Source organism: Pseudorhodoplanes sp., assembly GCF_035565795.1.
Classification (GTDB): Bacteria; Pseudomonadota; Alphaproteobacteria; order Rhizobiales; family Xanthobacteraceae; genus Pseudorhodoplanes.
In genome coordinates, this window is sequence record NZ_DATMRV010000136.1 from 1 (window position 1) to 6,668 (window position 6,668).

The 6,668-nt window shown below is 64.1% G+C and carries 10 protein-coding genes; 5 read left to right on the plus strand and 5 right to left on the minus strand.

Features of this window, described 5'->3' with window-relative positions; all coding sequences use genetic code 11:
* The first annotated feature begins 348 nt into the window (after positions 1 to 348).
* Complete coding sequence (locus tag VNZ93_RS12885; protein ID WP_325705400.1) at positions 349 to 1,371, plus strand: fatty acid desaturase; 1,023 nt, start codon at positions 349 to 351, stop codon at positions 1,369 to 1,371.
* Positions 1,372 to 1,502: 131 nt separating this feature from the next.
* Here VNZ93_RS12885 and VNZ93_RS12890 read toward each other — a convergent pair whose 3' ends face one another.
* On the minus strand, positions 1,503 to 1,871 hold the full coding sequence (locus VNZ93_RS12890; RefSeq protein ID WP_325705374.1) for a DUF5615 family PIN-like protein: 369 nt from the start codon (positions 1,869 to 1,871) through the stop codon (positions 1,503 to 1,505).
* A 5-nt stretch (positions 1,872 to 1,876) separates the two neighbouring features.
* Positions 1,877 to 2,095, minus strand: a complete 219-nt coding sequence (locus VNZ93_RS12895) for a DUF433 domain-containing protein (RefSeq protein WP_325705377.1) — start codon at positions 2,093 to 2,095, stop codon at positions 1,877 to 1,879.
* Positions 2,096 to 2,731: 636 nt separating this feature from the next.
* Here VNZ93_RS12895 and VNZ93_RS12900 point away from each other — a divergent pair.
* On the plus strand, positions 2,732 to 3,046 hold the full coding sequence (locus VNZ93_RS12900) for a hypothetical protein (protein ID WP_325705380.1): 315 nt from the start codon (positions 2,732 to 2,734) through the stop codon (positions 3,044 to 3,046).
* A 49-nt stretch (positions 3,047 to 3,095) separates the two neighbouring features.
* Here the strand turns inward: VNZ93_RS12900 and VNZ93_RS12905 are convergent, their stop codons facing one another.
* Positions 3,096 to 3,290, minus strand: coding sequence for a hypothetical protein (locus VNZ93_RS12905; RefSeq protein WP_325705382.1), 195 nt, complete (start codon positions 3,288 to 3,290; stop codon positions 3,096 to 3,098).
* Between the two features lie 205 nt (positions 3,291 to 3,495).
* Here VNZ93_RS12905 and VNZ93_RS12910 point away from each other — a divergent pair, with 205 nt between their 5' ends.
* Entirely contained in the window at positions 3,496 to 4,089 is a 594-nt protein-coding gene (locus tag VNZ93_RS12910; protein WP_325705385.1) for an HXXEE domain-containing protein, read from the plus strand.
* Between the two features lie 63 nt (positions 4,090 to 4,152).
* Here the strand turns inward: VNZ93_RS12910 and VNZ93_RS12915 are convergent, their stop codons facing one another.
* The gene (locus VNZ93_RS12915) at positions 4,153 to 4,707 is read right to left on the minus strand and encodes a hypothetical protein (protein WP_325705388.1); all 555 of its coding nucleotides are present in this window, start codon (positions 4,705 to 4,707) and stop codon (positions 4,153 to 4,155) included.
* Between the two features lie 258 nt (positions 4,708 to 4,965).
* On the opposite strand from VNZ93_RS12915, the gene VNZ93_RS12920 reads away from it, so the two are divergent.
* Positions 4,966 to 5,664, plus strand: coding sequence for a hypothetical protein (locus VNZ93_RS12920; protein ID WP_325705391.1), 699 nt, complete (start codon positions 4,966 to 4,968; stop codon positions 5,662 to 5,664).
* Positions 5,649 to 6,311, plus strand: coding sequence for an HAD-IA family hydrolase (locus VNZ93_RS12925; protein ID WP_325705394.1), 663 nt, complete (start codon positions 5,649 to 5,651; stop codon positions 6,309 to 6,311). Before VNZ93_RS12920 ends, VNZ93_RS12925 begins: the two co-directional genes overlap by 16 nt.
* Before the next feature lie 2 nt (positions 6,312 to 6,313).
* Here VNZ93_RS12925 and VNZ93_RS12930 read toward each other — a convergent pair.
* Positions 6,314 to 6,668, minus strand: a 355-nt coding sequence (locus VNZ93_RS12930) for a hypothetical protein (RefSeq protein ID WP_325705397.1), incomplete at its 5' end; no start/stop codon positions are given.

Consider the following 6,668-nt stretch of genomic DNA (forward strand, 5'->3'; position numbering starts at 1 on the left):
GACAGCCGCCGCCGAAAAGCCGGCGTCCGGCCCGCGCATCTTCGGCGGCTTCCGCCGGATGCGTGGCCCGGATTGATTACAACATCCGATGGTCGTGGCCCAGGCGCCCGTATTTTGCTTCGTCCAGTGCATCTGTACGAAAAAATTCAACTCCGAAATTCGCTACCCTTCGCGTCCGGCTGTGCTAAGGCGCCCACCGGACATATCCGACACAAGCGCGGGCGGCGCATTGCCGGTGTCAAGATCACCGGCCGAAACGGAACAACCTTGATTCAACTCGATAAACTGAAGACCACCGGTACCCTGATTACCACAGCGGACGCGATCGGCGACACGCCTGCAGCGCAAATGTCTTCCCCGCGCGACATCGGCGAAGCGCGCAACTGGACCCGCATTCTCAACCGCTACCGCGAGCCGGACAGCGCCCGCAGCATGATCGAGCTCGCCATCACCTTCGTGCCGCTCGCCCTGCTCTGGGCCGCGATGTGGGCGGCGGTGCATTTCGTCGGCTATTGGCTGGCCCTGCTGATCGCCATTCCTGCCGCCGGCTTCCTGGTGCGCCTGTTCATGATCCAGCATGATTGCGGCCACGGCGCCTTCTTTAGCCACAAGCTGCTGAACGACTGGACCGGCCGCATCATCGGCGTCCTCACCATGACGCCCTATGATTTCTGGCGCCGCACCCATTCCATGCATCACGCCACGCACGGCAATCTCGACCGCCGCGGCATTGGCGACATCGACACCCTCACCGTGCGCGAATATCTCGGCCTCTCCCGCTTCGACCGGATCAAATACCGGCTCTACCGTCACCCGCTGGTGATGTTCGGCATCGGCCCGGCCTATCTGTTCGTGCTGCAGCATCGTCTGCCGGTCGGCATGATGCGTAGCGGCTGGGTGCCATGGATCAGCACCCAAGCGACCAATGCCGCGATCGCACTGATTGCCGGCACGCTGATCTGGTTCATCGGCCTCAAGGCGTTTCTGCTCGTGCATATGCCGATCATCCTGATCGCGGCCTCGCTCGGCGTCTGGCTGTTCTACATCCAGCATCAGTTCGAGGAGACGTCCTGGCACGACGGCGAGCAGTGGGATCTGCATGACGCCGCCCTGCACGGTTCCTCGCATTACGACCTGCCGCCGGTGCTGCGCTGGTTCACCGCCAATATCGGCATCCATCACGTCCATCATCTGTGCAGCCGCATTCCGTATTACCGGCTGCCGCGCGTGCTGCGCGATCATCCCGAGCTTGGCGATATCGGCCGGCTAACCTTGCTGGACAGCCTGCGCTGCGTGCGGCTGACATTGTGGGATGAAGACAACCGGCGGCTGGTGTCGTTCCGGCAGGCGACAAGCGGAGCCGCGGCGTAAGAGCCTGCGGCTGGCAGCGCCAAAGCGGTGTCAGCAAGCTAGGGTGGATAGCGCCAACGGCGCGTAACCCACCAATCGCGAGATATGAGGCGGGTTACGGCGCTGCGCGCCTCACCCACCCTACGGGCTCACTATTGATCGTCGTGTCGCCGCAACCGACGGCTTCTCACGCGAGCAGCTTCCAGAATTGTATAGCGCCCCATCAATTCGTCACCGAACAACGCTATTGCGGCTTCGAGCCGCTGCCATGCCTGCAGATAGTCCTCGCTTCCGGTGCGCATCAGCACCAGCGCAGGAATTCTGTGCTGTTGTCGAACAACGAGCTCGCCAAAATCCTTATCGTCCGTCAGCAAAATACGTTTGTCGCGATCAGCCAGCGCTAGGACTTCGAGATCGGTCGCGCCCGGAGCCGCTTCAAGAATGTAGACCACATCGTGACCTGCGCTTCGCAGTCGCTCGACCAGACGTGCCGAGACACATTCGTCAGCGAGCCACCGCACGATCTTCAGCCGTGCACGACTTCGTCTTCGGCGATGTAGTCGGCGGCAAACGACTGGGCGGCGCGAATATCATCGATCGTCAGATGCGGATGATCGGCGATGATGTCTGGCGCGGTCATTCCGGCGCCAAGCTTGCGCAGGATCATCTCGACCGGCACGCGCGTGCCGCGGATCACCGGCTTGCCGCCCATGGTCTGCGGGTTCATCTCGATCCGTTCGTGCATCGCCTGATCTCCAGTCGCCCTTCATATAACATCGCCAGGCACCCGCGTCAGGGCGTAGCCTGACCGCCAAAACCAAAAACTTATCCCCGCCTTCCCAATCTTGATTATAGTCCTATTCGCCGATCCCGCGTGAGGGACGCAAAACCGGTTGCTCCGGCTTGCGTGGGATCGCCCGAAAGAGCTCGGCGTCGCCCTTAGGCGATGCCGGTCCTGATCGGGCTGACGTTGCGAACGCTCATGGCGAACGCAATGTCAGGTGTGGCGCCCGCGTCCGGCCTCGCAAGCCGGCCCCGGGCGGCGCCGGGGCTCCGCCCGAGGCCACTATGAGCCTCTGCCGGGAGCCGGCTGACGCTTTGCGCTCCTTCGGGACGCGCGAAGATGCGAAGCGCGGCCCGGCGCCGCACAGACGTCACGACGGAGCGCCGGAAGGCGCCCGTGTTTCCGCAAGGAAGCACGGCTTGACTGAAGGACAGTGCGCCATCCGGTGCCCCGTCCCCTCTCTCTTCGTGTGCCACACGAAGGGATGCGATGAAGGCGCACCCCGCGCCGTAAACAAAGGGGCGATCACGCACGCCCGCTTCCGGCTTTTACGCCGCTCCGCACATTCCCGCACGACGCATAGACAGGAGACATGCAATGCAGCCGATCCCTCTGACCGAACGCCATTACTACGATGGCAGCCTCACGACGCCGCGCTGGGTCAGCGCGCTCTATTGCCTCTGGCGGCTGTGCCCGCGCACGGCGTGCAGGCGCGCGAAGGCCTGTCGCGGCGGTGGATGCACATGCCAGACCGGTCTCGCGCTGGTGCCATCGGACGCGCTCGACTTCATGGCCGCGTTCGAACAGGCGCGCGACGACAAGCTTCACTACGACGAGATGATCGAATTCTGCGCGAACGAGCTCGCGGCGCTGGAGCGCTGGCGCGACCGGGTGGAGCGCAGCCTTGCGTGACGGCGTGTCCGCTGCGGCTCGGGATCCGCTCGTCGTGCGGGCGTGGGCGTCACGCGCCGCGCGGCCGCCCTTCATGCGCATCGGCCTCGCGCTTCCTGCGCGCCGCGCTGACCTGCCAGTAGATGAAGGCGCCCACGGCCGCGACACCGAACATGATCGCGGTGCTGACCTTGCCGCTATAGCCCCACATAACGAGCATGATCGCGGAGACGGCGAGCCAGTATTTCAGCGTGTCAGACGGCATCGGGTCCGGTCCTTCGGCGGCGTCGCGTATGCGAAGCGCCTTCTCCAGATGTCGCGCTCGGCTCGCTCCCGATCAATCCGTAGAACTACCCCCCGACTTTTCCGCTCAGCCCTGCGGAAGCGCGTATCCGCCGCATCCGGCGCGGTGTTAGATTCGCGGAAACGTCGAGTCGCGTGCGTCACCCCGCCCCGCAGGATGATCCGGCATGCACCCGCTCAATCTCATCTCTGCCGACTGGCAGAAGGCCCTTCCCGTCCTCATCGCAATCGGGATCGTGGTCTGGCTTATCCTGTTCCGGAATACGCCGACGACCGAGCAGGCGCTGTTCGCGGCCGCGCTCATCATCTACATGATCCATCAGATCGAGGAGCATTTGTGGCCCGGCGGCTTCCGCCAGTTCGCCAATGCGCGCCTGTTCAAGAGCGGCAACGACGACTGGCCGGTGACCGAAGGCGGCGTCGCACTCGTCAATGTCGGCTATGTCTGGCTGCCGATCCTGTTCGCCGCGCTGTTCCCGGGACCCCTGCGCTGGCTCGGCCTTGCCTGGATCGGCGGCACGCTGGTCAACGCGCTCACGCACATCATCGGCGCGCTCCGCCTGCGCAGCTACAATCCAGGCCTCGTCACCTCGATCGTGCTGTTCCTGCCCTTCACCATCTGGGCGCTGTCGCGCGAGGTGTCCGCCGGCCTGCTGACGGGTTGGCAGGTGGTGGGGCTGCTGATCGCCGGCGTGCTGCTGCACATCCCGGTCGCCGCCCTGTTCGTCCTGCCCTACCGGCGCGGCGAAGCGCGTGCGTGAACGGAAATGGCCGGGCAACGCTGGTGCGTTACCCGGCCGGTCTATCCGTCGCGCGAACGCCGATCAGTGCGGCCGCTCCCGGTAACGGCGCGCATTCTCCGCCATGTCGTGACCGTCGTCAGCGGCTTCGCGCTTCATCTGCAACGCCTTCTCGGCAAGGTCATGCTGGGTTTCCTCCGCAGCGCCCATCAGCGAGCGCGCGGCGGATCCGATCGCCTCGGTCGCGCCGTTTGCGATCACGTCGCGCGCCGCAGCCGCAGCGCTCACCGCGGCTTCCTTCATCAGCGCGCCGCTGTCGGCCATTGCCCGTCCGGCCCGCTGACCGGTCTCGGTACGCGTGGCGGCAAGCACCGCCGCAGCAGCACCGGCAGCAGCGACGAGCGCTTCGGCCATGATCATGCGGCTGGTCTGCGAGGACAGCATATTCTGCATGAAGTTCGTCGGCACGAAATCGAGCAGCCCGCTCATCATGCTGCTGCCGCTGCGGCCCTTGGTGCTGGTCTTGCGCGACGAAGCGCGTTTCGTGCGCGCACCCGTCGGCTTGCGCGCCGATGTGCGCGTCGTGCTGCCGGAGGTCCTCCGCGACGCCGTCCGGGTTGCCTTCTTTGCTTTTGCCATGTGGGGACATCCCTTGTGTGGGGGTGAAGTTGCACGACAACACGCAGGTCGCGCGCATGTTCCACATGATCTTGCGCGCAAGTGTCAGCGCCGGGCCTCGCAAGGCCTGTGGCGAGATGCTGAAAATTCCAAACGATTTCGGCTGATGCGCACCTGCAGAAGTCGCGCGTCAACGACACCACCGAGTGATTTCGGCTGCCCCCAACGCTATCCTACCGGCGCCGGAACGACTTATCCTGCTCTCGCCGGGACAGGGAGGTGGCCGCATTGAAGGACAGCCCCGTCGACACCCGCCGCCTGCGGACCTATTCGACCGAGAAAGCGACCTGGAAGTTCATGGCGTTCGGCGCGGCATTCACGCTGACCGGACTGCTGCTGACGGTACTGCCGCACACCTTGCGAGGGCAATGGTGGTCCGGCGTCATCATCGCCATGATCGGCTTGGTGTGGTGCCTCGTCTGCCAGTTCCGCCTTTTCAATCCCGGAAAGCCGCTGCTCGAGTTGTCACCGCAGGGGCTGACGCTGCGGACCGTCGGAAATGTCTTCATCCCGTGGCACGAAATCCGCGCCGTCGAATCGATCGATCGGAGCACCTGGCCCGCGCTCTATGCGCCACTGAAAGTGACGTTCACGGATCTGACGGTTGTTGTGATCTCGCGCGACTTCTATTACGACCACATTCTGCCGGAGGCGCCCGTGCTGTCAGGCCGCGCCTGGGACAACACGTTCATCTCCAAGAGCGACAATCTCATTCAGGTTGGAATCCACCACGATATCCTTCCGGCAACGCCGGCTGAGCTCCGGCGGGAAATCGCAGCGCGTTGGTATGCGTTTCGCGGCGACCACCGGGGTGCCGATCCCGTAAAATCCACCCCGGCTGCCGCCGACAAACCGACCACCTCCGCAGACAAATCAGCCAAGAAGATCAATTTCCGGATCAGATGGGACAAATCGTAAGGCGCTATTCGCTCGCTATCTTCGATCTCGACGGCACACTCGCCGACAGCTTTCCGTGGTTCCTGCGGGTGCTGAATGACGTCGCCCACGACTTCCGTTTCAGGCAGACGGCTGCAGCGGACATTCCATCCCTGCGACGCGCCGGAGCCCGGGAGATTCTCAAACGTCTCGACGTTCCGCTCTGGAAGATTCCGGGCATCGCCTCGCATATGCGGCGCATGAAGCGCGAGCATATCGCAGAGATACCTTTGTTTCCCGACGTGGCTGACATGCTCCAGTCTCTGCATCGCAACGGAATGCGACTCGCACTCGTCAGTTCCGACAGCGAGACCAATGCCCGCCTGCAGCTCGGCGACAATGCCAGGTATTTTTCTGACTTCGCCTGCGGCGCGTCGTTATTCGGAAAGACCGCGAAGTTCAGGCGGATGGTGAAGCGCGCCGGTATAGCGCCAGATGCAGCGATCGCGATCGGCGACGAGATGCGCGACATGGACGCTGCGAATGCAGCCGGCATCGCATTTGGAGGCGTTGCCTGGGGCTATGCCGATCCGGACACGCTGAAGGCGCGCGGCCCTCAGGTCTGGTTCGAGACGATGGGCGATATTCCCCGCCGTCTAGGCGCAGACGCGGCGACGCCATGTGACTAGGATCAGTTCGCAGGAAGACGAGCCAGCAACTCCTTTGCGCGGCTGATCGCCTTGGCGAAACCGGCTTCTTTCGGGGCGCGTGCCGCGAAGCAATCCCTGAAGTCGGTTTCGATCTGCTCACGCTGTTTGATCAGCCGCTCCAGAACCGCAGCGTTGCGCGGGCCCGGCTTGATCTCCGCCCGCTCCTGTTTCGAGAGCTTCGCCTCCGCGGCCTCGCGCGGCTTTGTGCAGGCCGGGATCGCAAGTGGCGGCTCGACATTGGCGCCAATCACGAAAACGCGGTCGCCACGGATCGCCGTCAGGAACACCTCATTAGCCTCGTTCGGAGGCGCGTCCTGCGTACGCGCCGCGAGGATC

Excerpts from the sequence above, each read along its gene's own strand:
- VNZ93_RS12885 (WP_325705400.1), top strand. The coding sequence starts at position 349 with ATGTCTTCCCCGCGCGACATCGGCGAAGCGCGCAACTGGACCCGCATT.
- VNZ93_RS12895 (WP_325705377.1), bottom strand. The coding sequence starts at position 2,095 with ATGCACGAACGGATCGAGATGAACCCGCAGACCATGGGCGGCAAGCCG.
- VNZ93_RS12900 (WP_325705380.1), top strand. The coding sequence starts at position 2,732 with ATGCAGCCGATCCCTCTGACCGAACGCCATTACTACGATGGCAGCCTC.
- VNZ93_RS12905 (WP_325705382.1), bottom strand. The coding sequence starts at position 3,290 with ATGCCGTCTGACACGCTGAAATACTGGCTCGCCGTCTCCGCGATCATG.
- VNZ93_RS12910 (WP_325705385.1), top strand. The coding sequence starts at position 3,496 with ATGCACCCGCTCAATCTCATCTCTGCCGACTGGCAGAAGGCCCTTCCC.
- VNZ93_RS12915 (WP_325705388.1), bottom strand. The coding sequence starts at position 4,707 with ATGGCAAAAGCAAAGAAGGCAACCCGGACGGCGTCGCGGAGGACCTCC.
- VNZ93_RS12925 (WP_325705394.1), top strand. The coding sequence starts at position 5,649 with ATGGGACAAATCGTAAGGCGCTATTCGCTCGCTATCTTCGATCTCGAC.